Genomic DNA, 26117 nt, shown 5'->3' with positions numbered 1-26117 from the left:
AGAGAAGGAACTTTCAATATCAATATGATTCGCTCAACATAATTATTTTTGGATTTAAAAAGCAACTATTGCTGAAACTCTCGTATCGACAATTCACCACGTTCGCCTCGCCAAATCCATTTCAAATGACTATCTGCAAAACGCTCGCCTTCAAACCAAACAAATAGACCTTCCATCATCTCAGGCCAATCACTTTGACTGATATAGGTACGTTTTGAAATCACCGCAATAATTGCAGCAAGAATCGTATCGTGGCTCACAGCCAAACTAATACCGTTGTTTAGCGTAGGATGTGTTTCATAGATTAATTCAAGCACATCCACCACACCCGTAATCGGATGCTTCATACCAGGTAAGGCATTATTTACAAAACTGTTGATAAAACCTAAAGCACCTTGTGCTCTAAAATAGGGAGCGGCCTGTTTAATATCCAGCACAAAGCTTCCCGGCTCAACCAATAAGCCCTTTTCTACAATTTCGATATGATGGGTATTCGGGTAAGGAGAAATTCCGTCAGCGCCTTGAATCATCAAAGCCGCGGTATCGACACAACGCTGAATGGGACTTGAAATACAATGTTGGATCACTCGATCCGTATTTTCAATCAAATAACAGCCCCAAGCTTGGGCTAAATCACGACCTTGGGAAGTTAATTGCAGATCATAGCCTGCCAGCCCCTGCCCATTCACAACCTCACGAATTGAATGACGCGTGAATAAGGTTACAGGTGTTTTCGCATCGGGCAATAAATCTATTGCTTTTAGCATACTGTTCGGCAATAAATCTAAGGCCATATCAACTTAAAACTCATTTTTATACAAGCTTACTATAACATATGCAGCCAAGCGCTCAATCTAGGGTCTGTTAACATTTCATAAATGGCTTGCGTTGTAGGTTAAAATTGAGCAGGCAAGGCAGGAAACGAGGAGAATAGCGAGACTATTTTCGAGTTTCATAACGTAGGCTGAGATAATTTTAGCCACAACCCTTCGGGACTAGCGTGTTTTTTGCCGTTACGTCGTTACGAACTACTTATTTAGAATGACTAAATTTCGTATTTCGTGCCTAGTATCGCCTAAAAAACACACGTAGTCGCAAACATAGACGAATTGTCAACAGACCCAATATCAAAGTGTTAAATTATCTATAAAATGCATATGTATATCAGATTAAAAGCTCACATTGCTTAATGCTTCTAAAGCAATTTCTTTATTTTCGACATTCCGAAATGCGATAAATCCATCATTCAACACGGTATCACGTTGATTATAGGTAAATGGTACCGCAGCTAAACTCAGTAACCCGCCACCAATACTTTCCAATAATCCTTGTCCTGCACTGGTATCCCACTCAGAGGTTGGATGAAATCTTGGATAAATATCAATTTCGCCTTCAAACATCATACAAAACTTATAGGCACTGCCCGCCTCGCGTCTAATGACAGGCGATTCTTGTTCAATATAATCAATATATTGCTGATACTTTGGATTTTTACTGCTATGGCTTAGTCCAATTTGAATTGCATCTTCCTCTACAGCTTTAAACTTGCAATAACGTTCCCAAGTACGATGAATAAAGCAATATTTATAAGGCAATTCTGTTAAATATCCCAAATACATCACTTGCTCTGTCGGTACAGCAATGATTGAAAATATGGTTTGATGATTGTGAATTAAACTTAAATTAATCGTAAATTCATCACGTTCATGAATAAATTCTTTGGTTCCATCCAAAGGATCCAGCATCCAGCAGATATTCCATGTATGTCGTTGAGAATAATCGCTCTCTTCTGATAACACTGGAATTTCAGGAGTGATTTTCGCCAATTGCTCAATTAAATAGGCGTTCACTTTTAAATCAGCTTGGGTAACAGGCGACTGATCATCCTTTTTATCAATATTAAACGCATTTCCAGCACAATAATTTTGGTATTCCTCGAGCAAGATCTGACTTGCAGATGCCAAAACTGGAACTAATTTTAAAATTTGTTCATCTTGTGGTGCTTGAGTGGTAATAAACATTGATCCGACCTGTAGGATGTCTGATTTTTGTCCACAAGCCTACCATTTTTTTATGTTGAGTGCATGAAAACAATAGCTTTTAATTAATAAATATCCTGAGATTAAATATGCTTTTGAACACTATATAGACTTATAGATTTTGATTCAATTTAGCTTAGTCCAAGTCTATTCAACCTATTTGAAACTTTATCTAATGAAATCCATTTTTAATATGGATGAATTAACCAATAACATATTGTTTTCATTAATTGTCTTTATAGAATTAATTACAACTTTAAAATTCAGACTTCAGATGCTTTGAATTTGAATCGTTGTTTTGTTTATGAATATTTTTTAAATCGGGTCTATGTTCATGTATATTTTTTTGCAGTTCAAAAATATGACTGAGCGCTTTGCCAATAAGCAAAATATTTTGCCGATTTTCTAATTCTGGTGCTTCTTGGATTTTTCCTGAAATATTATCTAATAGCATCGCTGCTTGATGTAATTCAGAATTTATCGTATCTAATATGTTCATTTAAGTCTCATCTATATCGTTTGGATCTAAGTGTTATAGCATTTAGATCTAACGCTTTAAATTATAATATATGTAGTTGGATCAAATTTTGAGAGCATAGTTAAGCGAATAGTGATGAATAAAAGAAATCCGCAAATGGCAAGTTTTCCAGCTCATCATCTCACATTTATCTTATTAAAATTTACACGATCATAGAGTCTTTGTTAAACTTTAAAAAACTTTGGAGTTCCTTGAATGCAAAAACCGATCATCTTTTTTGACATGGACGGCACACTCCTTGATTTAGCTTTTGATGATCTGATCTGGAACACAAAACTCCCTGAACGGCATGCAGAAACCCATCAATGTAGTTTAGAGCACAGTCAGAGCATTCTAAATGCATTTTATCAACAACATAATCATACCCTCTGCTGGTATTCTTCAAAATACTGGTCTGAAAAAGTTGGGGTTGATGTCTTACAGTTACAATATGATTTTAAAGATAAAATCACCCCAAGAATGGGCTGTTTTGAATTATTAAAACAATTAAAAGCACAAGGTTATCGTTGTTGGTTACTGACCAATGCAGATTGTTCTGGCTTAAAACTTAAACTTGAAAATGTTGATCTCAGCCCTTATTTTGAAGTAATGATCAGTAGTGAAGAAATTGGCTATTCCAAAGAGTTTATTGAGTTTTGGCAAATCCTGCAGAAAAAGCATCCATTTGATCCACAAAATGCATGTTTCGTGGATGACACCATCCCTGTATTAAAAGGTGCTGAAAAGTTTGGTATAGCGCACTTAATCACGATTACCCAACCTTCCAGTGGTCGTGCTTCACGTCATCAATTAGAATTGGAATACCCTGCAATCAATCATTTAACTGAGCTTTTACCTTTACTGAAAAACGTAGCGTTAGCAAATTTACCGTCAACAGATTTAGAACATAAGGATGTCGATGTCAAAACAGCCTGAGAAACAACAACTTGAAACAATGCGTGTAGACAAATGGCTTTGGGCTGCTCGTTTTTTTAAAACACGCTCTATTGCCAAAGATGCAATCGAGGGTGGTAAAGTTCATCATAATAATGAGCGTGTTAAAGTCTCAAAAGAGATTCGTGTTGGAATGGAGCTCACCATACAACAAGGTTTTGATCGTAAAACGGTAGTGATTAAAGCACTCTCCGTTGTTCGTGGCGGCGCACCGATTGCCCAACAACTTTATGAAGAAACTGAGGTGAGTGTGGCACGTAGAGAGTTGATTTCATCCCAAAGAAAATTGCATAATCTAGCGCGCCCTGATCATCGACCAAGTAAAAAAGATCGACGACAAATTAGCAAATTTAAACAAGAAAATGATCAACAATTTGACCAATCTTGGTCCTATGATGATGACTGAATTCGTTTAGGTTGGGTACGACATCTTATGTCGTACTAATGTTTTTTAATATAGAACCATTTTTTATTTTCTGTCACTATTACTGCCGTGGACGAAAGATCAAATTTAATGACATCCACTTAAGATATTAGTGATATTACATCGTTTGAGGTTTACGAGATGGATGATAACAAAAGCAAGGCACTGAATGCGGCACTGAGCCAAATTGAGAAACAATTTGGTAAAAACACAGTGATGCGTTTAGGTGATAACACTGTTCAAGCGGTTGAAGCGGTTTCTACAGGCTCTTTAACACTTGATATTGCATTGGGTATTGGGGGCTTACCAAAAGGTCGTATCGTTGAAATTTACGGTCCTGAATCTTCTGGTAAAACGACAATGACACTACAAGCCATTGCACAATGCCAAAAAGCAGGTGGAACATGTGCCTTTATTGATGCGGAACATGCTTTAGATCCACAATATGCACGTAAACTTGGGGTAGATATAGACAACCTTTTAGTTTCACAGCCAGATAATGGTGAGCAAGCACTTGAAATCGCAGACATGTTGGTTCGTTCAGGTGCAATTGATATGATCGTTGTCGATTCTGTAGCAGCGTTAACCCCTAAAGCCGAAATCGAGGGCGAAATGGGTGACTCTCACATGGGTCTACAAGCACGTTTGATGAGCCAAGCTTTACGTAAAATCACAGGTAATGCCAAGCGTTCAAACTGTATGGTTATCTTTATTAACCAGATTCGTATGAAAATTGGGGTGATGTTTGGTAGCCCTGAAACCACAACTGGTGGTAACGCATTGAAGTTCTATGCTTCTGTACGTTTAGATATTCGTCGTATTGGACAAGTTAAAGAAGGCGATGAAATTGTAGGTTCTGAAACCAAAGTCAAAGTTGTAAAAAACAAAATGGCGCCTCCTTTCCGTGAAGCACTTTTCCAAATTATGTATGGAAAAGGTGTAAACCACTTAGGTGAATTGGTTGATCTTGCAGTTGGACAAGAACTTGTACAAAAAGCAGGGGCTTGGTACTCATATCAAGGCGACAAAATCGGTCAAGGTAAAAACAATGTCATTCGACATTTAGAGGAAAACCCTCAATTGGCTCAAGATCTTGATCGTATGATTCGTGAAAAGCTTTTGACTACTGCCAATGCTGCACCAGCAGAAGAGAAAGAAGAAGAGCCTGACTTTTTAGATGTGTAATCTACATATTTAAAGCTCAACAAAAAGCACCTCATGGTGCTTTTTGTTTTTATATCGCATCATAAACGCTAATAGATCTTATTCGATAAACCAAAATATGATCATTTCAAATCAATCATATTGATATTGAAAGTCCCTTCTCCCCTCGGGAGAAGGCTAGGATGAGGGGGATTTTATGTTGATCTATGATTTTAAAAAGAACCTATCAAAGATAGCCTAATCAATGCCCTTTAAATCCAGATGATTCTATTCCTCTAAAATCACCATACCTGTTTGACCATCAATTTTGACACGATCACCATTTTTCAACCAACTACATGCGCCATGGATACTCATTACCGCAGGAATGCCTAATTCTCGTGCTGTTACAGCACCATGTGATAGTGGCCCCCCACTTTCAGTAATGACACCTTTGGCTTGATAAAATAAAGGCGTCCACGCTGGATTAGTCGTTTTTGCGACTAATATGGCATTTTGTGGAAAATGAATAAACTGATTTGGGTCTGTAATGACATATACCTCGCCTTCGGTTTGTCCTGAACTTCCACCTAAACCTTTACGAACATTGCCTCCTTGTTCCATAAAATCATTATTTTCACCATAAACCCATTCAGCTGTTTTTTGTTGAGCAGCGAGATACTGTGCTTTTTGTGCAATAGCAATGCTACGTATTTGGCTAAAATCTTTATCTTCAATTGCTTGTTGTAAACTCTCAGGCGGAATAAAGAACACATCCCATGCATCATCCAAAGCACCATAATTTACAAGACGAATACCAATTTCATGGGCTGCTTTACGGAAAGGAATCGTTAAACGTGTTGTATGATAATGCTCAATATCATCCAAAGCAGTATAAGTACGAACTAAACGAATCAACTCTTGTAAAAAGAATCTAAACGTTTCAGGTACAGCTTTTAATAAAGCCAACTCAGTTGCAAGCATGCTGTCACGCTTTTGCCAATAGGTTGCTTTATGATGATCCTCATCCTGTTTTGCCATCATCTGAATTTGTGCAAAGACAATATGCGGTACTTCCACCCATGTTGGTTGATAAGCATCAAAATCAACTTCACGATGTCCGTGTTGTGTCAGGAACTGATTAAATACCTGTTGAATTTTTGGATAATCTTGCAAGGCAAGTTCTAAGCTCTGCACATCATTAAAAGCAGTGGTACATAATGCTTCATATTCACGTAACTGGCGTGAAATTTGCCACATCGCCTGATTAACTATACCTGTCTTGGTTTCAGTATTTGAAATCAATAAATCAAAAATATGCTGCGCATTGTCACCTTCAAACTGTACCAACACTGCACGTAAAGTCTGATAAAGTAAATTTTGAGTCAATGAAATTGCAATATTCGGTAAGAAGTATTCAGTCCCTAATCTATTAATTTGTTGAAGTAAATCCCAACACTCTTCTATGGATTTATATTGATAGTCGATATGATTAAAACGCCCTATTGCCAATAGATAAGAATCTAAATCATTCATCCAGCGAGTGGGTAACTCACTGATCCAAGTAAATTGCCATAAACCACCTGATTCAATAAATTGAGCAAATTTTTCTGGTGTGTTTAATGCTGCGATCGGCATACGTCCTGCATAAACACGGACTGCATTTTGATTTCCATAAACATAATTATCTTTCACTACAAACCATTTATCATGAAATGGCGGTAGCCCCATCAAGCGAAATGAATAATTCAATGAGGTATGAAAACCTGTCTCACACAACTGCCAAGTCAGAGGAGTAACAGGATTTGGGAACCGTTCTGCAGACTCATCTCGAGTCCATTTAGGTGCAAAACGCGTCACAGGTCGTGACTGTAGAATATAAAGTGTTTCACCTTCAAAAGCCCACTCAATATCCTGTGGAAATGTTGAGAATTGCTCTGCTTGTCTCGCCAGCGCTGCAACTCGCTTTGCATGTTCAGCACTTAAAGAACGTTGATTTTGTTGTTCAGCTGATAATAAAACTGTAGTAGATTGGCCTAATTGCCGAACCAACGCATGTGACTTCGTCGCAATAAATTCAGCACTGATTTGACCCTCATGGTCCACTCTAAACTCATCAACTTCGTACTCTCCTGCCACCACGGTTTCACCTAAACCAAAAGCAGAATTAATCAAAACATGTTCTATATTTTCACCTACAGGGTCTATAGAAAATGCCACACCTGCTGCATCATTGATCTGAACATTTACCATCTTCTGTACAACTACAGCCATACTAATCGTGTCATCAGCGATTCCCAAACGCTCACGATAGACAATCACTTCAGTATTCCACAACGATAACCAACATTGTAAAACTGCTTGCTGTAAGCGATCAATTCCATGAACATTTAGAATCGTATCGTGTAAACCTGCGAAGGCTGCACCTGGCAAATCTTCTGCACTGCCTGATGAACGGACAGCAAAAAAGGTATCCGTCAAACGGCTTTGTAAATCAATAAGATTTTCTATTAAAGCTTGTGGCAATATTTGTTTTGCTAGGAATTCACGTACAGCGCTACTTTTTTCCTGTGCAGTATGTGTATCAACGAGGAGGTGTTGAATATTTTGTTTAAAAGGGCTAAACCATTCTGTATACACTGATGCTGGAATAATATAAGCCTCTGGTACAGGCAAGCCCGCTTGCTGACAGCGAATTAATCCTGCGCCTTTGCCTCCAACTTGGGTAACATCAATATCTTCAAATTGTTGTAACGGTAGCAATATTGCTTTCTGCTCTCGCTGATATTCCGCTCTGGTATTTTTCATTTTAATGCACCCTTTTAAATTTTAACTTTTGTTCATCATCTTCTGGTTATATAAAAAATTTAAATTCAATCAAAAATGATCACGATTCAATTTACTTTAAATTCACATCCCCCTCCGCTACTGCAATTCATACTGTATACGCCGTATGATTGAGCCATTTTTGACTAAGCTTCAATACGATTACTGCTAAAATAATGCCAAATATGACATCTATACCATAGTGATAACGTAATAAAATAGTTGCAAAGATGGTTCCAAGAATAATCGGAGATAGAATCAAACTGATCCTTTTAAAACCCGTTTGGTGTAAATAGCCAACAATAAAAATTGAAATTGCGGTATGTAGACTTGGAAAGACATCCATTCCTGTCACCCCCTGATTTACACTTTTAGTCACCATCTGTGTAATCGGGCCACCACCACCAATTTGCGGTGCAACTGTAAATGCTGGCCCGCTCGCAGGAAATAAAATATAACCAACAAAACCAATACTATAGAGCAAAATGATTGAGTTGAAAAATACCTGACCTGCTATAGACTGTCTTTTAACGGTATATAAAATGACACTCCCCAATACCAGAAAATAAAAGAAAAAATAGCAAGATGAAATGATATCTGCGAGTAATGGATAACTTTCATAATGAAAATAATCAACAAGGATTTTTCCGAAAAAAATATGCTGATCGATATTATGCAATAAAGCATCGGCAGACCATGGCAATACAAATTTTGAGATCAGTGTCATGAGTGGGAATACTCCCCATGATAATAAAAAAAGCAATAATCCATACCAAGGCCAATTGGTTTTTTTGAAATATAAATAGACACTCACCAACCACAAGACACTCACAATAAAAAACAAAGCTAAACTTTGATATTGTGCTGAACGGATCATACCGACTGCAGCCAATGAAATTAATATGAATAAAATTATTAAATATGCCGCTGAGATTGTTTTTTTCATTTATTTTCCTTGTAGTTAAAATATATTTATAGAATTTTAATTGATCATATCTTTATTTAAGCATCTCGTAGTTAATGTAATAGGTTCTGGTTCTGGGTAAAAATACCAACCTATCCAACCCAATAAAATGATCATGATGCTATAAACAGGAACAGTAAATAATCCAACTATCCATAAAATACAGGTCAAAATTGAACCATAAAAACCGCCCAGTAATCTAAAAAAAGTGACATTATTACGACCATCAGCCCCTTTTTGAGCCAGTAGTGCAAAGAGTACTGTAGGGAAAAAGCCAATAAAAAATAGGATTTTAATCATAGGGTTTAGAATTTTTCTTGTAGGATTTAGCAACTTTTTGATTTCAAGGTTTACAGCGGAGTTGACGGATAAATCATTGTGTTTTGCTTTGGACTGCAACGCTAAAAATAATTCCCCATAATCCTGTGTTTGATGTTGTTGTGATTCTAACTGTATGGATGGTCCGAGATGTTTAATGCGATTCCAAGCCATTGCCTGAATCTGATTAAACTGTTGAACGCTTTGACAGTTTACAGATACATCATTCAATCGCTCAGACATTTCCATAAAAATACCATCAACTGTACTTTCTTGTGGCATAAATGCTGAGCCAAAAACAATACTCACTTGACTACGAAATCCATCAGGCTTGGTATAAAATACCCCCATAGATTGCACAACAAAATCAATTTGACTCAGCTTAAGCTGCTTTACAATACGCGCCATACCTTCTTTATAAGCTTCGGGTTTTTCTCGCCACTCACTCGAGCCCTCTGGCATGATACACAGTGAACCACCTGAACTTAGCTGTTGAATTGCAATTTGTATAGGCGAAGCAACCGAATCATGTGAAATTTTATATCGCTGTGTATCTTGTGGACGCACCACAGCAATCCCATCAAAGATGAGTCTTAGAAACCATTTTCGTAACATTTGAATCGAAATTAATGAAGGGGTTTTATCAATTGCCCATGTATAGACCTGCCCATCAGTTGCACCATTACGATGACTTGCGATATATAAAGTCGGCTTTGAAGCATGTTCTCCAATCACATGGATCTTGGAAAAATAAAATCCAGTGATTAAGCGAGCTAAACCCACATGCCAAAATGAAAGTTTTTTCAAGCTATATTCCTTTAATATCGTCTAAGTTTGCTCATTAATTTTTTCTAAGCACTTCTAAATAAAGTATATTTTTATTTATTTTTAAATCGATTAAAAAAACATCCTAACAACAGCATAACGATTCTGCAATCACTGTTTATTACTTACATTGTCATTTTTCTGTCTTTTAGGTTATAAATCATAGCAAATTACTTAAAAATTTAACCTCATGTCGCAAATTCTTAAAATAATATCTGAAAAATTATTCTTTCAATCGCCTTCTCTGCATAACAATACCATTCAACGACACTTTCAAAATAAAACCATTTTAATTACAGGGGCAAGTTTTGGGATTGGTGAAGCATGTGCAAGGCTGTTATCTAATACACAATGCACGCTTGTGCTGATTGCACGTAGCACAGATAAACTTATACAACTCAAAAGTGAATTAGAATCTTATTCATGCCATATTGAAATCATCTGCGCAGATTTATATCAATCCGATGTCGCAGAAGATATTTTTCAAAGCCTAAAAGCACGCAATATTCAGATTGATGTATTGGTCCATAATGCAGGAAAATCAATTCAGCGCTCTGTTTGGGATAGCTTGGATCGCCCACAGGATATCAATCGAACCATTGCGATTAACTATATCAACCCAGCCCAACTTACCCGTTTATTGTTAGCTGATTTAAAACACAAGCAAGGACAAATTATTGTGGTTTCAACCATCAATGCCAAACTATTTGCCCCGCCATTTTGGTCAACCTATCAAGCTTCGAAAACCGCAATGCAACAGTGGATTCTTGCCATTCAACCAGAATTGGTGGTTCATGAAGTACACGCAGGCTTAGTCTACTTGCCCTTAGTTCGTACACGAATGATTTTACCCACCAAACAATATCAGCAAATGCCAGCGATGCAAGCAAAAGACGCTGCTCAAGCGATTCTTACATGCCTAATTTATCGTAAACGACAATGGCAACCGTGGTGGTTAGGGCTTGCACAGATTGGTTCAATATTGTTGATCACACCGATTTATTATTTCTATAAACATTTACTCAAGCGAAAGTTATAAGATGAAATGGATCTTTTGGTTAAGATGGTGCATAAGTTTATGTTATAGCACTATTCAACATGGTATTCATTTATATAGTATTTTAGATGCACAGACACGTATTCAAAAAGATAAAACAGCATTTATTATTGATGCTCATCAAATTAGCTTTTTAGAATTAAAATGTAGAACTGACCAACTTATTTGTGAATGGCAAAACCCCCATAATCCAAAGCAACTTCCGCAACAAATTGGTTTAATGATGCAACAAGACCTAGATAGCTTGGCGGCCTTGTTTGCACTAAGCCGTTTAGGTAAAGATATCATTATCGTTAACCCCAGCCTCGTACAGCATAAACTTCAAGCTTTAATTGAGCAGAGACAACTACATCTTATTGGCAGTTTAGACGTATTTACTCCACTCAATATCCAAAATTTTACGCTTATTCCTGCACCAAGTACCCAGCAGAAATTTCGTATAAAACCGACTTATTTTAATAAAATAAGTGTCTGTTCTTCTGGTTCAACAGGAATTCCTAAAGTTGCGACAAGGCAATCTAAACCACTACAAAGTTTACCTTTGTTAGACCTCATGCTCAGAAAACTAAATTTTTTTAAAATTAAGCAAATTTTTGTGATGACACCGCTCTGCCATGCGGCAGGTTTAACTGCGAGTTTGATGGCGCTGAGCTTTCATAAAACTGTGATTTTGCAAAAACGTTTTGATCCGCAATCAGCCAAACAACTGATTAAACACTATCAAATTGATTGTTTAAACTTAGTGCCCACTATTTTATACCGTTTAATTGAACTGAACGCTCCTCTGTGCTCAGTACAATACATCATTACAGGTAGCGCGCCTTTAAGTGCGAATTTAGTCAAACACGCCCTACAGCACTATCCTCAGATACAACTGTTCAATCTCTATGGCAGCTCTGAAAGTGGAATTAACCTCTTGGCAACAACAGCTGATTTAAAACGAAATCCTGAAAGCATTGGAAAAGCAATTCAAGGTGTACAAATTAAAATTGCCGATTCTACAGGTCAGCCTTTAGAAAATGGCAATATCGGTATTTTATGGAGCAAATGTGCTTGGTCAATTACACCAAATCAATGGCTACAGTGCGGTGATTTAGCCGTACAAGATGCTGAAGGTTATTATTATTTAAAAGGTCGCTCTGATGATATGTTAATTTGCGGTGGAGTAAATGTTTACCCGATTGATTTGGAAAATATTTTATATACCCATAGCGCAATCAAATTTGCACGCGCTTATGCTATAGATGATGCTGATCTTGGACAATGCTTGGCCGTAGATATTATTCTCAATCAGGTACTCAATATTGAAGAATTACAATTATGGATTAGCAGCCAAACTCCTCGCAACCTTCGCCCTAAATTAATTCGAATCATTGATCGAATAGAAACGGACAGTATCGGTAAACCTGTTTAGACGTTATTAAGCTTCGACATGAAGCATTTTAAGTAAAAATTTAAATCCTGATATCTGTTTATCTTTCCCTCTTATACTGGTTTAGATTCTTTACTATTTAGGCGGAGGAAAATTCATCCGTATAGCATTTGCACTGTTAAAAAAATGAATTAAAGCTAAACTAGTGTTTATCTCTGAAATAAATAGATTGTTATCAATAGTTATGAGCCAAGCAAAATTTCCCAAATTGTTAGATTACCAAAAACTCAAACAGCAATTTGGTGAACAGGAAACAACAGCGTATCAACATTCTACATCTCAACCTGCAGGACATGAATCTGGCATTGTAAATGATGAACACGCCTTTAATGCGGAACAGGATCTTGCACCCAAACCGCAGGGCTTAACCGGTACACGTTTGCGTTCTTATGCTTTTGCGGTGTTGACTCGAAAAGAATATTCCAAAGCTGATCTAACTGAAAAGCTGATGACCTATGCGCAGAGCCGAGAGGAGGTTTTAACTTTAGTTGATGAGTTGTCAGCGAATAACTACCAAAGTGACCAACGTGTGGCAGAAATGACTGTGCGTAGCCAAGTCCGTAGAGGTAAAGGCCCGAATCGAATCAAACTGGCTTTACGCGCAAAACAACTGGATAGAGCCTTAGTACAAGAGGATATTGCAGAAATTGATTGGTATGAACAAGCCTATCAATTGAAAGTTAAAAAATATGGTACAGAGGTCAGTAAAGATCCAAAAATTAAAGCCAAACAAATTCGCTTTTTACAATATCGTGGTTTTGAAATGGATGCGATTATGAAAGCAATTTCAAAAAAGCCAAGTGATGATTGATAATGATCAGTCGATACAATTCAAAATCAACTTTTCATTAAAAAGGTAGGCTGAAAATCTATTGATAGAATTCCCTTCTCACTTTTGATTTCTTATAAATTCTAAGCAGATCCAATATCTTTTAGCACTGTGCAAACTATCATTTCATTCATCCATAAAACTATACGCGTATTTTCAATATAAGCTCAATAAGGGTGATAGATCTTTAGTCACGACTAAAAAATGATGGTTGAATTAAATAAGATAGTCTAAAGATTGAGAATATAAATTTTTTAGGAATTAAATAGCAGAGATGGTTTTAAAATGCAGGATATAAATCGAATGGATATATTGAGTTATTATTGGTAGATTTAGATATCTGGTGGCAGCCCTACTAGCAAAATCTCGGCACATCATATTTCTGATACCGTTGCTACCTTCCGGTCCTGGCGGGGTTTTCAGAGTACAATTGCGAAACCACCAGCAGGGCTACCATTGCAAGAACAGAGTATAGAGATTTTTAATTTTCTTTCAAGCCTAACATTGTGATTTTCTCAAGTTATTCATTCGTTTGCTTATTTCATCATCAATATGGTTAATTTTTAACAGTAATTCTAACTTTTCTTTTCAATAGCTCATTAAACTTATCAAGCATCAGTCAATATTTTACTGAATTTACCTCAGCGCAACTTTATAGATTGCAGGCGTTAAAATACAAAAAAGCTTCATATTGCATTAGAATTAGCTGAAGATTGTAAAAGCATCTTGCAATTCCGCCCCTAGCCGTTTTTAATGATAACAATTATTGATTTTCAAATAGCCCATATCAGTCTATTTGAGAAATTTTGACTTTGATGGATTTTAAATTATGCTAAAAAAGCATGCCCTGTTTTCTATTGCCTTACTCAGTTCAGCATCTTTATATGCAATCCCTATAGAATCTCGTGGATTAAGTGATACTGCATCATCTCGAAATGATGTAGCGAATTCACCAGCACCCATTGCTGGAAATATGAATTGGGATTTAATACAAAAGAATCAACAATTAGAAAATCAAATTCGTGAATTACGTGGCAAGATTGAAGAACAAGATCATGCCATTGATCAACTAAACAAAGAACTCACCAACCGCTATACCGATTTAGATCAGCGTCTTGAATTGCTCAATCAGAAACTTGAACCTGAAAACAATCAACCAGAACAAGCACCTGCTGAAAATGCACCTGTCGATAGTTCAACCGCAACCGATCAAACAACCACTGCAAGCAAAGCTACAACGAATAGCCCGGCAGCAACAACAGCTCAAAATCCAGCAACAACAGCTAACAGTAGCAACAATACCAGTGATCCTGTTGCACTGGAAAAAGCAGCTTATACCATTGCTTTAGATGCCTATAAAAAAGGCGGTGCAAAACAAGCCATCGCCCCTATGCAAAACTTTATTAAAAACTACCCAAACAGCATTTATACTGGAAATGCTTATTTTTGGTTAGCAGAGTTCCAATTGGCAATTGATCCACCAAATTATAATGAAGCCAAGAAAAACTATGAAATCGTGGCAGCTAAATTTCCAAACTCGTCTAAAGCACCGCGTGCTTTATACCAACTTTATAGTATTGCCAAAGATGTCAATAAGAATACACAAACTGCAAATGTCTATAAAAGTAAACTGTTAAGCACCTACCCTAAATCAGAAGAAGCAGGTTTTTTCAAAAAAGGTTAATCCGCTTATTCACAATTTAGACCAAAAAAATGCCTCAATAGAGGCATTTTTTATTGATATTTTTAACAATTAACGCACGATACCGCGCTTAGATTCTAATACTGAATCAATCAATAACTGGACTTCTTCAACTTCTGGAAGGATCTCTTGACGAATTTTTTCAATCGCTTGTTCAGTGGTTAAATTCTCTTTATAGATCAATTTAAACGACTCTCTTAAGCCTTGAATCACATTCTTAGACCAACCTTTACGACGCATCCCTTCAACGTTCATACCATAGGCATGCGCAGGGTTGCCTGAAACCATGACATAAGCAGGAACATCTTTAAGAATCAGTGATGCACCACCAATCATACTATAAGAATCAATCTTACAGAATTGATGGATACCTGAGTTCCCGCCCACAATGACGAAATCGCCAATGTGAACATGGCCAGCGATGCCGACATTATTTGCAAAAATATTGTTATTTCCAATCAAACAATCATGTGCAATATGCGTATTCACCATCAATAGGTTATTACTTCCTATTTTGGTTAGGCCTCGATCTTGAACAGTGCCACGATGTAAGCTGCAATGTTCACGGATTTTGTTGTTGTCGCCAATTTCTAACCAAGTTTCTTCACCTTGGTATTTTAAATCTTGACAAATTTCACCTACACTTGCGAATTGGAAAATATCGTTATTTTCACCAATACGTGTATAGCCTCCAATCACAACATGTGAGTGAAGTTTGGTACCAGCACCAATCGTCACTTGTGGACCAATAATACAATATGGCCCTATTTGGACATCTGGTGCTATCACTGCAGAAGAGTCAATAATAGCGGTTGGGTGGATTAAGTCGTTACTGCTCATGCCTGCTCTAATTTCTGATGAGAAATGATAATTTCAGCGGTTGCTGCTACCACGCCGTCAACACTGGCAGTACATAAATACTTGTAAATGCCACGTTTTTGCATGAGTAATTCAGATTTTAGCACGAGTTGGTCACCTGGTACGACTTGTTTTTTAAATCGTATTTTTTCAGCACCAGCGAATAAGAACAAAGAACCTGGTCTTGGCTTTTCATTATTCATGATAAAACCAAGCACACCAGAAACTTGTGCCATCGCCTCAACGATCAAAACACCCGGCATAATTGGATAGCCAGGGAAATGACCCTGCATAAATTCTTCATTAATTGAAACGTTTTTGTATCCTACAATCCCATTCTCTGTAACTTCAGTTACACGATCGACAAGCAAAAATGGATAACGATGTGGCAAATACTCGCGAATCGTTTGGGTTTGCATTGGTAATTCAGGAACCGTAAAAGGTAGAGATTTAGACTCAGTCATAATTATTTACGCGACTTTAAAGTTGATTCAATGGACTCAATTTGAGCCTGCATATGATCTATTTGTTTCACCAGTTTGGTCAATGGCACATCTGCTAATTGTCTTAAGCGCACAACCGTTCTTTTCCAATGATTTGTTTCAAACTGTCCAGTACCTGAAGAATAAGAACCTGCTTCAGAAATACTTTTTGTGACTATTGACATTCCAGTAATTGTGACATTATCCGTGATTTTTATATGCCCAACGATGCCAACAGCACCTGCAAGAACACAGTTTTTGCCAATAATCGTACTACCCGCGATACCACACTTGGCTGCAATGGCAGTATTCTCGCCAATTTGCACGTTATGGGCGATTTGCACAAGGTTATCAATAATGACACCATCATGAATGATTGTATCGTCCAAAGCACCACGATCAATACTACAATTTGAACCTATACGTACATCATTTCCGATACGTACAGAACCCAATTGAGCAATACGATTCCACTTTCCTTGATAAGGTGCAAAACCGAAGCCCTCTCCACCAATTGCAGTATTGGAATGAATCCGAACACGATCTGCAATTTTTGTTTGGCCTGTAATGGTCACATGAGAATCGACAAAACCGTCTTTGCCAATTTCAACACCATCATCAATTTTGCTGTGCGATTGGATAACTGTATTTGCACCCACCACACAATCATCACCAATCACAACATAATGACCAATATAAGCATCATCTGCAATAATTGCTGAGGGAGAGATTTGCGCAGTACTTTCGATACCCCGTTGAGTTACTTTAACTTCAAATTGATGGGTTAAAATCGCAAAAGCAAGATAGGGATTGGCAACAACAATAAAATTCTGGCAATTTGTAAGCTGTTCTTTTAACTCTGCCGTGACAATCAAAGCGCCAGCTTTAGAGTTTTGAGCTTCATTCAAATATTTGTCGTTATTTACAAAAGAAATATGATTGGATTGCGCGTGTTCTAAACTTGCAAGCCCATCTAAAACAAAATTGGCTTGACCAATTAGCTCACCTTGTACAAGCTGAGCTAATTCATCGAGATGAAAACGATTTGATTTCATTGATTATTTAATTGCATTAACCTTTTGGATTATTTTAGCAGTTAAATCACTCTTTGCGTCATAAGCAAGTGCTGAATTTTTATTCAAAACAAAGTCTAATCCAGCTTCTTGGCGCAATTGTTCAGCAGCTTGCTTTACACGAGCCTCAAAAGTTGCATTGGTGTTTTGAATTGTGCTCTGCACTTTCGCCTGAACACCTTGCTGAATCGTTTGGAATTCATTCACTTTTGCTTGGTATTGCGCATTAATTTGCTGAACATTTGCACCTTGAGCCTGTGCTTTTTGTTTCAACGCTTCAATATCTTTGGTGATTTGTTCAAGCTTTGTTGTTTGCGGTTTAACCGATTGTTCTAAACTTGCATTCTGTTGCTTTAAGTAGGTGCTACTTTCTACAACTTTTTCTAGATCAACTACACCAAAACCAGCCGCTTGAACCAATCCAGCAAAACCCAAGCCTAAGCCCATAATGGCCATTTTCATTGTTTTCATCATTGTTCCTTATATTAAGTTAAATCTCGTAAAAAGATCGCACTTAGAAAGTACGACCAATCTCGAATTGAATATTTTTAGTTTCATCACCCGGTTTGTCATTCAATGGGAATGCATAACTCAACGAAAGTGGGCCAATCATGGTAATCCAAGTAAAACCTACACCAACACTATAACGCATGTTACCAAAGTCAAAATCATTATTGTCTTTACAGTACTGTTTTGCATTAATTGGTGTTTTTGAACCATCTAGATAAAGATCACCAGTCGCTGTGCTACAGTCTGTATCAAAGACTTGCGCACCTTCAGCAAAGATCACAGGACGGATCTGACGTGCCCAATCACCCTTGAATGGAACAGGTAAAGCCAATTCTGTACCGAATTGCACTAAAGCATTACCACCAACTTCTTCAGGGTCATAGTCTTTGGTTTTTCTTTCGTTATAGGTTACGCCTGGGTATTTTGGACCCAATGTACTGTTGTCATAACCACGGACTGAACCAAAACCACCCGCATAGAAGTTTTTATAGAATGGTAAATCATTACCATAACCTAACTTACCATAGCCACGTAATACGAAATCACGACCTAATGGGAAATAAGTCTGTGCATCGTAAGTAACTTTTTGATATTCAACATCACTACCTGGCAATGCAATTTCGGCATTGACACGATGTGATGTGCCGTTAGTAGGGAAAATTGGACGGTTCAATGTATTATATGACCAACCCAAATTTAAATTATAAGTTAAGAATTTACCCTCAAACTCAGAATCAAATGCTGTTAAATCTTTAACATTTCCTGCTGTATCAACACATGACAGGTCATCTGGTTTATCCTTATCAAGTGCTTTCCATTCACCATCACAATATGTACTTGTGCCAATAGTTTTACCGCCATGTGCTTTTAAGTAGTCACGTACATAAGTAGAAACATAAGCACCTGTTGTTACTTTAGTTTGATCAATATTTAGACCCGCACTAATATTTTGGTTTTCATCAATTGGATAACCAAATGTAACACCACCACCGATACTGTCCGTCACATAGTTGTTAACGTTATAATCATCATTTAACTTGGTTTTGCGGTAGTACATGTTATAACCACGGCTAACACCATCAATGGTAAAGTATGGATCAGTCACACTTAAGTTATAATAATCTTGGGTTTCTGAACGAGATAAATCGATAGAAACACGATTACCTGTCCCCATAAAGTTGGTTTGGCTTAAACCTGCTTGGAATGTGATACCACCATTCTGAGAGTAACCGACTGCCAATGTACTGGTACCAGAATGCTGTTCTTCAACATCAATATTCAAGTCCATTTGATCTGGCAAGTTCGGTACACGAACAGGTTTAACATCAACTTTACTAAAGAAACCAGTACGTTCTAAACGGACTTTAGACAAGTCAATTTTTTCGTTACTTGCTAAAGCACCTTCCATTTGACGCATTTCACGACGTAATACTTCGTCCGCAGTTTTGGTATTACCGGTAAAGTTAATGCGACGCACAGTCACTTGTTGACCAGGGTTAATATAGTAATTTAAATCAACAATATGGGTTTCATTATTGATTTCAGGGACCACATTCACTTCTGCATAGTAGTAACCCGCATTACCGTATTTACGTAGCAGTAACTGCTTTACAGCATTGACTTTTTCTTGAGAATAAGTTGTACCATCTTTATAGATTTGTAGCGCTTGTAGATCTTCAGTTTTATAAAGGGCATCGCCTAAAAATTTAGTTTCGCCAAATTTAAACTGCTCGCCTTCATTCACTGAAACTTCAATAAAGATATGTTTTTTATCTTCACTAAGATTTAAATTTGAACTGTTAATATCAAAATTGATATAACCTTTATTGAGATATAGCGCACGCAATGACTCTAGACTTGCTGACATTTTTTCACGTGCATAACGGTCATTTCGAGAAATAACCGATAACCAGCCACTCTCTTTTACCGCAAACGCCTGTTTAATGTCGTCTTCTTTAAATACGGTATTACCAATAATATTGATATCAAAGACTTTTGCAGGCTTACCTTCATTAAAATTGATATTCAATTCAACGCGGTTATTAGGTTGAGCAACTTGTTCAACTTTAATATCTGCATCATAACGACCTTGTTGAGCATATTGTTGCTCTAACTCAGTTTCTAAGGTTTGTAAGGCAGATTTTTTAAGCACTTCGCCTTCGGCCAAGCCCATTTTCTTTAAACCATCCGCCAAAGCTTCTTTTGGAATTAGTTTATTGCCTTTAAAATTAATTTTTGAAATTACTGGACGTTCAATCACTTTAAACACCAAGACACCGTCTTGGTTAGATGCTTGGATATCATCAAAAAGATTTGAAGCGTACAAAGCACGAATTGAATCCGCAATTGCAGGATCATTGACACGGTCACCACTATTTATTGGTAAAAGTGCAAGAACATTTTGTTGCGTTAAACGAACCAAGCCATCCACACGGATATCACGTGCAATGAACTCATCTGCCGCTTGTACTTGCTGTACAGCTGCCATCGCACTAACGAGCGCTAATGGCATAAATAAATGTGAGTGCTGCATGCCTATTATTTTCCAGTAAGTTAATCCACAATTGCGTTATAAACGCATAAAATCATTAAATATTGCAAGAAGCATCATGCTACCAAGCAGTACCATACCAATTTTTAACCCAACCAATTGTATTTGTTCAGAAACAGGCTTACCACGAATTGCTTCAATAATGTAATAAACCAAATGACCGCCATCTAACATCGGGATAGGCAATAAATTTAAAATCCCCAAACTCACACTCATCAAAGCCATAAATGAAATGAACGTCTGCCACCCCATTTCAGCACTTTGACCGGCGACTTTTGCAATGGTAATTGGACCCGACAAATTATCTAAGCCAATTAAACCACGCACCATCTTCACCATCGAATTCAAAATCATTGCTGAAAGTTGCCCAGTCTTTTCAACAGCAACAACAAAAGCTTCAGCAGGATTATATTGAATTGTTTGTTTATATTCAGTAGGAATTGTCAGTTTATCAGTCTGTGCTTGCACACCCAACATACCTGTTACATTTCCCATATTGTCGCGTTTACCTTGCGGCATTACCTGTAAATGTACAATCTGCCCTTGGCGCAACACATCAACTTTAAGTAACTTTTCAGGTGATTTTTGTACCACATCTACCACATCAAACCAATCTTTCATTTTCACTTGATTGATTGAAATGATTTGGTCACCTTCCTTCATCCCTTGACGAATCGCAGCGCCATCACTACTTAACTTATAAACAGTTGCAGGAATCTGTGGACGATATGGGGTAAAACCTAGCACATCAAATGGTGACTGGCTTTGGTCTTTTAAGAAATTCTTGATCGGTAAAGCAAAACTCTGCGGCTGACCATTGCGCTCAACCTGAACATCGATATGACCTGTTTCACCAACACGATCAACGATGGCATAGTTAAGTTTTTCCCAAGTGCTGACATCTGTTCCATCTACAGCAACAATTTTATCGCCAATCTGCATTTGAGCTGTTGCAGCAGGTGTATTCGGTAGAATTGCACCAACACGAGTATTTAATTGCTCTTGTGCAGGTAGAAATAGGATCCAAAATAGGACTATTGCAAAAATCAAATTGATCAATGGGCCTGCAGCAACAATCGCAATACGCTTCCATGGTGGCTGACGGTTAAATGCTAACGGCAAATCTTCCGCACTAACATTCCCCTCACGCTCATCCAACATTTTGACATAACCACCCAGTGGTAATGCAGAAAGTTGATATTGGATGCCTGATTTTTTCGATGTCCACTTCAACAAAGTTGGACCAAAACCAATCGAATAGACCAATACTTTTACACCGAGTTTACGTGCAACCCAATAATGCCCAAATTCATGAATCGCAATCAGCGGACCAAGTAAGAAGATGGCAGCAACAATGATAAATAAAACACTCATGATCAGCTTCCCAATTGTGTAATGCGTTGTGAAGCAACTTGGCGCGCAAGTTGATCTGTCTGCAAAATCGTGTCAATCGAATCTGCCAAACCATTTTGAACGTGATTTAAAGTATGTTCAACCACTTGTGAAATTTCTAAAAATGCAATTTTTTGCTGTAAAAAAGCACTCACAGCAATTTCATTGGCAGCATTGAGAATAGACGGTGCCAATCCGCCCGCCTGCATAGCATGTCGAGCCAGTTTAAGCGATGGAAACCGCGTAATATCTGGTGCTTGAAAATCGAGTTGTGAATGGACAAATAAATCCAGAGGCGGGACATGCGTTTGAATCCGCTCAGGCCACGCAAGTGCATGCGCAATCGGCGTACACATATCAGGATTACCCATTTGAGCCAAAGTTGAACCATCCACATATTGAACCATTGAATGAATGATACTTTGTGGATGAACAACAACTGTAACAAATTGTTCTTTAATTGAAAATAAATGACATGCTTCGATCAATTCTAAACCTTTATTCATCAGGGTTGCAGAATCTACCGAGATTTTTTGTCCCATCGACCAATTTGGATGTTTACAGGCTTGTGCAGGTGTTACGGTTTTTAATTGTTCTAAGCTAAAGTTTAAAAATGGGCCGCCTGAAGCAGTCAACAAAACTTGCTTGACCCCCAATTGAGGCTCACCATTGGGTTGAATCTGTAAATAATTTTGCGGAAGACATTGAAAAATAGCATTATGTTCAGAGTCAACAGGCAGTAACAAAGCATGATGATCTTTAGCTGCTTGAAGCATAATATCGCCAGACATCACCAAGGCTTCTTTGTTGGCAAGTAAAACGCGCTTACCTGCTTTCACTGCGGCTAAAGTTGGCAACAATCCTGCTGCACCAACAATTGCAGCCATCACCACATCTACATCAGGATGTTCCGATACGGTGATAAGCCCTGCTTCATCTGTGAGGATTTCGATATCAAAAATATGATGTATAGCAAGTAGCTGTTGTAACTCATCTACTTTATCCGATGGTACAACAACACATTTCGGTCGATATTGTTTGCATATTTCACTGAGTTCTTTGATTCGACTAAATCCAGTCACTGCAAAAACTGAATACTGGTCCGAATGCTGTTGTAAAATTTTTAAAGTACTGCGCCCAATAGAACCTGTAACACCTAATATACAAACAGATTGTGACATCTATAAATCTACACCAATAAGTTTTAAAACATACATGCCAGCCGCAAAAAACGGAGCCGCAGCAAGCAATGAATCTATACGATCAAGCACCCCACCATGTCCTGGAAGGATACGACCTGAGTCTTTAATTCCTGCACGACGTTTGATCATAGATTCAAACAAGTCGCCAAGCACAGAGCTAAACACAGTCACAATAGACAAAACTAGGAAAAGAATATGTTGTGGAAGCGTTAAATGTAGGTAAATCGATTGAACCACGATGATCACAATCGCAACAGTGACAATCCCACCAATTAAGCCTTCGATTGATTTGTTTGGACTCACATCTGGCGCAAGTTTACGCTTACCAAATTTACGCCCAACAAAATATGCACCACTGTCCGCACCCCAAACCAACAGGAACAGGTACATCAACCACCAAGGTGAACTTTTCCAAACTTCAAAAATAGCGGTAACTGCGGCACTGATTAAAACCAAGCCAACAATATTTAAAGTGATATTGTACCAGCCATCATATTCAGGATAATGTTTTACCCAATACAGACTACACAACCAAGTGAGAATAGAGGCACTCCAAAGAATAAGCGCCAAATCATTAAAATATAATGCTAACCCTGAAAAAAAAGCGGTCAATACACCGAATCCAGCAGCTTTAATTTTCTTCACATGGTCAGATTCATGTGGCATGAGTTTAAACCACTCATAACCTGCTGCCCCAGCTGCGATAATCATTAACACTAACATTGGATATTGAGATTTTGTTGCAAACATACAACTCAGTACAACTGCCACCAATACCAATGCGGTTATAATCCGCTCTAACATTATAAATTCTCTATATGTTCTTGTTGAATTTGTTCAGAGGTTTTTCCGAAACGTCTTTCACGCCCTGAAAAAATATTGAACGCATGATCCAACTCTTGCACTGTAAATTCTGGCCATAATGTCTCAGTAAAATATAACTCAGCGTATGCAGCCTGCCACAGTAAGAAATTAGACAGTCGGTAATCACCGCCTGTACGAATCAATAAATCCACGGGTGGCAAATCCCCCAAACTTATTTGTTGTGCAAATAACTCAGTATTGATTTGATTCACATCAATTTGTTGATCTTTAACTTGTTGCGCAAGTTTACGTGCAGTATCTGCGATATCCCACATACCACCATAACTAATCGCAATTGTTAAAGTCATGTTACTGAACTTAGCAGTCCTTTGTTCAGCATGCAACATTAATTCACGTAGCTCTGGAGAAAGCCGACTACGATCACCAATAAATCTCAACGAAATTTCGAATTTTTCCATCCGTGGAATTTGCTCATGAATTGTGTCTTCTAACAATTTCATTAACAAATCAACTTCATACTGCGGTCGGTTCCAGTTTTCACTTGAGAAAGCAAACACAGTAAGCGCCTGAACACCAACTTTACGGCAATGCTCTACAATTGGATCAAGGACATTTTTACCTTCACGGTGTCCATCACCTTTTTGCAGTTGTTTCTTTTTTGCAAAACGATTGTTGCCATCCATGATGATGGCAACATGTTTTGGAAGATGGTTGTCTTCAGATGTGGTCATTTAAATCTTAGACCTTCATCAATTCAGCTTCTTTCGCAGCAAGACGTTTGTCCACTTCAGCAACAAATTTATCGGTAATTTTTTGGATATCATCGCCTGCACGACGCTCATCATCTTCAGAAATTTCTTTATCTTTTAATAATGATTTGATATCGCCTAAAACATCACGACGGATATTACGAATCGCAACTTTGGCATTTTCTGCTTCGTTACGTGCAACTTTCTGCATATCTTTACGTGTTTCTTCTGTCAAAGCTGCCATTGGCACACGAATCGCATCAGCAGTTACTGGGTTTAAGCCCAAATCTGATTCACGGATTGCTTTATCAATTGCAGAAACCATTGAACGTTCAAATGGTTGAACTAACAAAGTACGTGAATCTTCAACACCCACGTTAGCCACTTGATTTAATGGCACGTCAGAACCATAGTAAGGAACCATAACTCCATTTAGGATGGATGGATGCGCACGACCTGTACGAACCTTTGCAAAACCATGTTCCAAAGACTCCAATGACTTATTCATACGGTCTTCTGCGTCTTTTTTAAGATCGTTAATCATATGATCTTCCTTACTTATTTATCTAAATGTGTATGGGGTCTAGTGACATTTCATAAACAGACGAAGTGTCAATACACCCTAATCTAAAATTGCAGTAGTATAAAGAGCTTTACTACCCACGTACATTAGTTTGTAACGTGAGTGCCCTCTTTTTCGCCCATTACCACAGAAAGCAAAGCACCAGACTTGTTCATATCAAATACTTGAAGTGGCACATTGTGATCGCGGCATAAGCAAATTGCAGTTAAATCCATGACACCAAGTTTCTCATCTAAAACTTCATCAAAGCTTAAATGGTCATATTTAACAGCATCATCATATTTGCTTGGGTCTTTATTGTAGACACCATCAACTTTAGTGGCTTTTAAAATAAGGTTTGCTTCAATTTCAATACCACGTAAGCATGCTGCTGTATCCGTTGTAAAGAACGGATTACCTGTTCCAGCAACAAATACGCACACTTCACCTTGAGTTAAGTGGCGAATTGCATCACGGCTTGAATATGCTTCAACTACTGCACCAATTGGCAATGCAGACATTAAACGGGTTTTGATGTTACGGCGAACCAAAGCATCACGTAATGCCAAACCATTCATTACCGTAGCAAGCATACCCATTTGATCACCCGTTACACGGCCAACCAAACCATCTTTTTGTAATTGACTACCACGGTATAAGTTACCACCACCAACTACAATACCCACTTGCACACCCAAACCAACCAAGTGAGCAATAGATAAAGACATTTGATCTAAGACTTGGGCATCAATCCCCATGTCTTTATTACCCGCAAGCGCTTCACCTGAAAGTTTCAGCAAAATTCGCTCATAGCGCGGCTTTTTAGAATCTAACATCACAAAACTCCAATACTTATATCTACAATTTTATTCGTATTTAATCA

The 26117-nt window shown here is 37.8% G+C and carries 24 protein-coding genes and 1 other RNA gene; 7 read left to right on the top strand and 18 right to left on the bottom strand.

Going from position 1 to position 26117, the window contains the following annotated elements:
- Nucleotides 1-65 precede the first annotated feature (65 nt).
- From AC07WY_RS00525 to AC07WY_RS00515, 3 genes are all read right to left on the bottom strand, one after another.
- The gene (locus tag AC07WY_RS00525; protein WP_151802373.1) at nt 66-794 is read right to left on the bottom strand and encodes a histidine phosphatase family protein; all 729 of its coding nucleotides are present in this window, start codon (nt 792-794) and stop codon (nt 66-68) included.
- Between the two features lie 375 nt (nt 795-1169).
- Nucleotides 1170-2021 (bottom strand): 3'(2'),5'-bisphosphate nucleotidase CysQ family protein, encoded by an 852-nt coding sequence (locus AC07WY_RS00520; RefSeq protein ID WP_494735472.1) that lies wholly within the window; start codon nt 2019-2021, stop codon nt 1170-1172.
- Nucleotides 2022-2295: 274 nt separating this feature from the next.
- Nucleotides 2296-2538, bottom strand: a complete 243-nt coding sequence (locus AC07WY_RS00515; protein ID WP_419335645.1) for a hypothetical protein — start codon at nt 2536-2538, stop codon at nt 2296-2298.
- A 234-nt stretch (nt 2539-2772) separates the two neighbouring features.
- On the opposite strand from AC07WY_RS00515, the gene AC07WY_RS00510 reads away from it, so the two are divergent.
- The 3 genes from AC07WY_RS00510 (at nt 2773) to recA (ending at nt 5119) form a co-directional block, all read left to right on the top strand.
- Nucleotides 2773-3492: an HAD-IA family hydrolase gene (locus AC07WY_RS00510; RefSeq protein WP_419335646.1), complete on the top strand. Its 720-nt coding sequence runs from the start codon at nt 2773-2775 to the stop codon at nt 3490-3492.
- Nucleotides 3476-3916, top strand: coding sequence for an RNA-binding S4 domain-containing protein (locus tag AC07WY_RS00505; RefSeq protein ID WP_004719756.1), 441 nt, complete (start codon nt 3476-3478; stop codon nt 3914-3916). The genes AC07WY_RS00510 and AC07WY_RS00505 overlap by 17 nt, the downstream gene beginning before the upstream one ends.
- Nucleotides 3917-4075: 159 nt before the next feature.
- Complete coding sequence (gene recA, locus AC07WY_RS00500) at nt 4076-5119, top strand: recombinase RecA (protein WP_262086227.1); 1044 nt, start codon at nt 4076-4078, stop codon at nt 5117-5119.
- Nucleotides 5120-5365: 246 nt separating this feature from the next.
- On the opposite strand, the gene AC07WY_RS00495 is transcribed toward recA, so the two are convergent.
- The 3 genes from AC07WY_RS00495 to AC07WY_RS00485 all read right to left on the bottom strand — a co-directional run bounded on the left by AC07WY_RS00495 (nt 5366) and on the right by AC07WY_RS00485 (nt 9992).
- Complete coding sequence (locus AC07WY_RS00495) at nt 5366-7885, bottom strand: PEP/pyruvate-binding domain-containing protein (RefSeq protein WP_419335647.1); 2520 nt, start codon at nt 7883-7885, stop codon at nt 5366-5368.
- Nucleotides 7886-8012: 127 nt separating this feature from the next.
- Complete coding sequence (locus AC07WY_RS00490; RefSeq protein ID WP_419335648.1) at nt 8013-8849, bottom strand: phosphatase PAP2 family protein; 837 nt, start codon at nt 8847-8849, stop codon at nt 8013-8015.
- Between the two features lie 36 nt (nt 8850-8885).
- A complete protein-coding gene (locus tag AC07WY_RS00485) occupies nt 8886-9992 on the bottom strand; it encodes a lysophospholipid acyltransferase family protein (protein WP_419335649.1) in 1107 nt (368 codons plus the stop codon).
- Nucleotides 9993-10200: 208 nt separating this feature from the next.
- On the opposite strand from AC07WY_RS00485, the gene AC07WY_RS00480 reads away from it, so the two are divergent.
- The 3 genes from AC07WY_RS00480 (at nt 10201) to AC07WY_RS00470 (ending at nt 13310) form a co-directional block, all read left to right on the top strand.
- Nucleotides 10201-11049: an SDR family NAD(P)-dependent oxidoreductase gene (locus AC07WY_RS00480; RefSeq protein WP_419335650.1), complete on the top strand. Its 849-nt coding sequence runs from the start codon at nt 10201-10203 to the stop codon at nt 11047-11049.
- 1 nt (nt 11050) lies between these two features.
- The gene (locus AC07WY_RS00475; RefSeq protein ID WP_494735471.1) at nt 11051-12481 is read left to right on the top strand and encodes a class I adenylate-forming enzyme family protein; all 1431 of its coding nucleotides are present in this window, start codon (nt 11051-11053) and stop codon (nt 12479-12481) included.
- Between the two features lie 202 nt (nt 12482-12683).
- Nucleotides 12684-13310 (top strand): regulatory protein RecX, encoded by a 627-nt coding sequence (locus AC07WY_RS00470; protein ID WP_494735470.1) that lies wholly within the window; start codon nt 12684-12686, stop codon nt 13308-13310.
- Nucleotides 13311-13678: 368 nt separating this feature from the next.
- Here AC07WY_RS00470 and ffs read toward each other — a convergent pair.
- An RNA gene (gene ffs, locus AC07WY_RS00465) (signal recognition particle sRNA small type) lies at nt 13679-13775 on the bottom strand.
- A 379-nt stretch (nt 13776-14154) separates the two neighbouring features.
- Between ffs and AC07WY_RS00460 the strand changes: the two genes are divergently transcribed.
- Complete coding sequence (locus tag AC07WY_RS00460; protein ID WP_419335680.1) at nt 14155-15012, top strand: YbgF trimerization domain-containing protein; 858 nt, start codon at nt 14155-14157, stop codon at nt 15010-15012.
- A gap of 69 nt (nt 15013-15081) precedes the next feature.
- Here AC07WY_RS00460 and lpxA read toward each other — a convergent pair whose 3' ends face one another.
- The 11 genes from lpxA to pyrH form a co-directional block, all read right to left on the bottom strand.
- A complete protein-coding gene (gene lpxA / locus AC07WY_RS00455) occupies nt 15082-15870 on the bottom strand; it encodes an acyl-ACP--UDP-N-acetylglucosamine O-acyltransferase (protein ID WP_004822130.1) in 789 nt (262 codons plus the stop codon).
- The gene (gene fabZ / locus AC07WY_RS00450) at nt 15867-16352 is read right to left on the bottom strand and encodes a 3-hydroxyacyl-ACP dehydratase FabZ (RefSeq protein WP_004719745.1); all 486 of its coding nucleotides are present in this window, start codon (nt 16350-16352) and stop codon (nt 15867-15869) included. The genes lpxA and fabZ overlap by 4 nt, the downstream gene beginning before the upstream one ends.
- Before the next feature lie 2 nt (nt 16353-16354).
- A complete protein-coding gene (lpxD, locus tag AC07WY_RS00445) occupies nt 16355-17425 on the bottom strand; it encodes a UDP-3-O-(3-hydroxymyristoyl)glucosamine N-acyltransferase (RefSeq protein WP_262086306.1) in 1071 nt (356 codons plus the stop codon).
- 3 nt (nt 17426-17428) lie between these two features.
- A complete protein-coding gene (locus AC07WY_RS00440) occupies nt 17429-17914 on the bottom strand; it encodes an OmpH/Skp family outer membrane protein (protein WP_004822135.1) in 486 nt (161 codons plus the stop codon).
- 43 nt (nt 17915-17957) lie between these two features.
- Nucleotides 17958-20486: an outer membrane protein assembly factor BamA gene (bamA, locus tag AC07WY_RS00435; protein WP_419335654.1), complete on the bottom strand. Its 2529-nt coding sequence runs from the start codon at nt 20484-20486 to the stop codon at nt 17958-17960.
- Nucleotides 20487-20522: 36 nt separating this feature from the next.
- On the bottom strand, nt 20523-21878 hold the full coding sequence (gene rseP, locus AC07WY_RS00430) for an RIP metalloprotease RseP (RefSeq protein ID WP_262086308.1): 1356 nt from the start codon (nt 21876-21878) through the stop codon (nt 20523-20525).
- Nucleotides 21879-21880: 2 nt separating this feature from the next.
- A complete protein-coding gene (gene ispC / locus AC07WY_RS00425) occupies nt 21881-23077 on the bottom strand; it encodes a 1-deoxy-D-xylulose-5-phosphate reductoisomerase (protein ID WP_096734312.1) in 1197 nt (398 codons plus the stop codon).
- Nucleotides 23078-23902, bottom strand: coding sequence for a phosphatidate cytidylyltransferase (locus AC07WY_RS00420; protein WP_004719733.1), 825 nt, complete (start codon nt 23900-23902; stop codon nt 23078-23080).
- Entirely contained in the window at nt 23902-24654 is a 753-nt protein-coding gene (gene uppS, locus AC07WY_RS00415) for a polyprenyl diphosphate synthase (RefSeq protein WP_004719730.1), read from the bottom strand. Before uppS ends, AC07WY_RS00420 begins: the two co-directional genes overlap by 1 nt.
- A 7-nt stretch (nt 24655-24661) precedes the next feature.
- Complete coding sequence (gene frr, locus AC07WY_RS00410) at nt 24662-25216, bottom strand: ribosome recycling factor (protein ID WP_004719727.1); 555 nt, start codon at nt 25214-25216, stop codon at nt 24662-24664.
- Nucleotides 25217-25341: 125 nt separating this feature from the next.
- Nucleotides 25342-26070, bottom strand: coding sequence for a UMP kinase (gene pyrH, locus AC07WY_RS00405; protein WP_004719725.1), 729 nt, complete (start codon nt 26068-26070; stop codon nt 25342-25344).
- Nucleotides 26071-26117: the final 47 nt, after the last annotated feature.

The organism is Acinetobacter sp. GW821-FHT01C12, from assembly GCF_059422625.1.
This window is presented reverse-complemented; position numbering and strand designations above follow the sequence as displayed.